Annotated in this window: 1 protein-coding gene; it reads left to right on the forward strand. The window is 39.5% G+C overall.

The window, feature by feature from the left end; all coding sequences use genetic code 11:
* On the forward strand, positions 1-281 hold a 281-nt coding region (locus RM538_RS13410; RefSeq protein WP_311333947.1), incomplete at both ends, for a DUF7507 domain-containing protein.

A 281-nucleotide genomic window follows, 5' to 3' on the forward strand; every position in this document is an offset into this window, starting at 1 on the left:
AATACTGTATCAGAGTTAGGAGATATCTTAACGTATGATATAATAGTAACAAACACAGGAAACACAACAGTAACAGACATTGTTATTACAGATGCTAATGCAGTTATCACGAGTGGTAACCCAATAGCAACGTTAGCTCCTGGTGCGAGTGCTACAGTAACTGCAGAGCATGAAGTAACGCAGGCTGATATTGATTTAGGATATGTAGAGAACATTGCTATAGGAGACGGAACTAGTCCAACAGGACCAGTAACAGATGATAGTGATACAGGAACAGATGT

Source organism: Patiriisocius hiemis (assembly GCF_031846325.1).
Lineage (GTDB): Bacteria > Bacteroidota > Bacteroidia > Flavobacteriales > Flavobacteriaceae > Patiriisocius_A > Patiriisocius_A hiemis.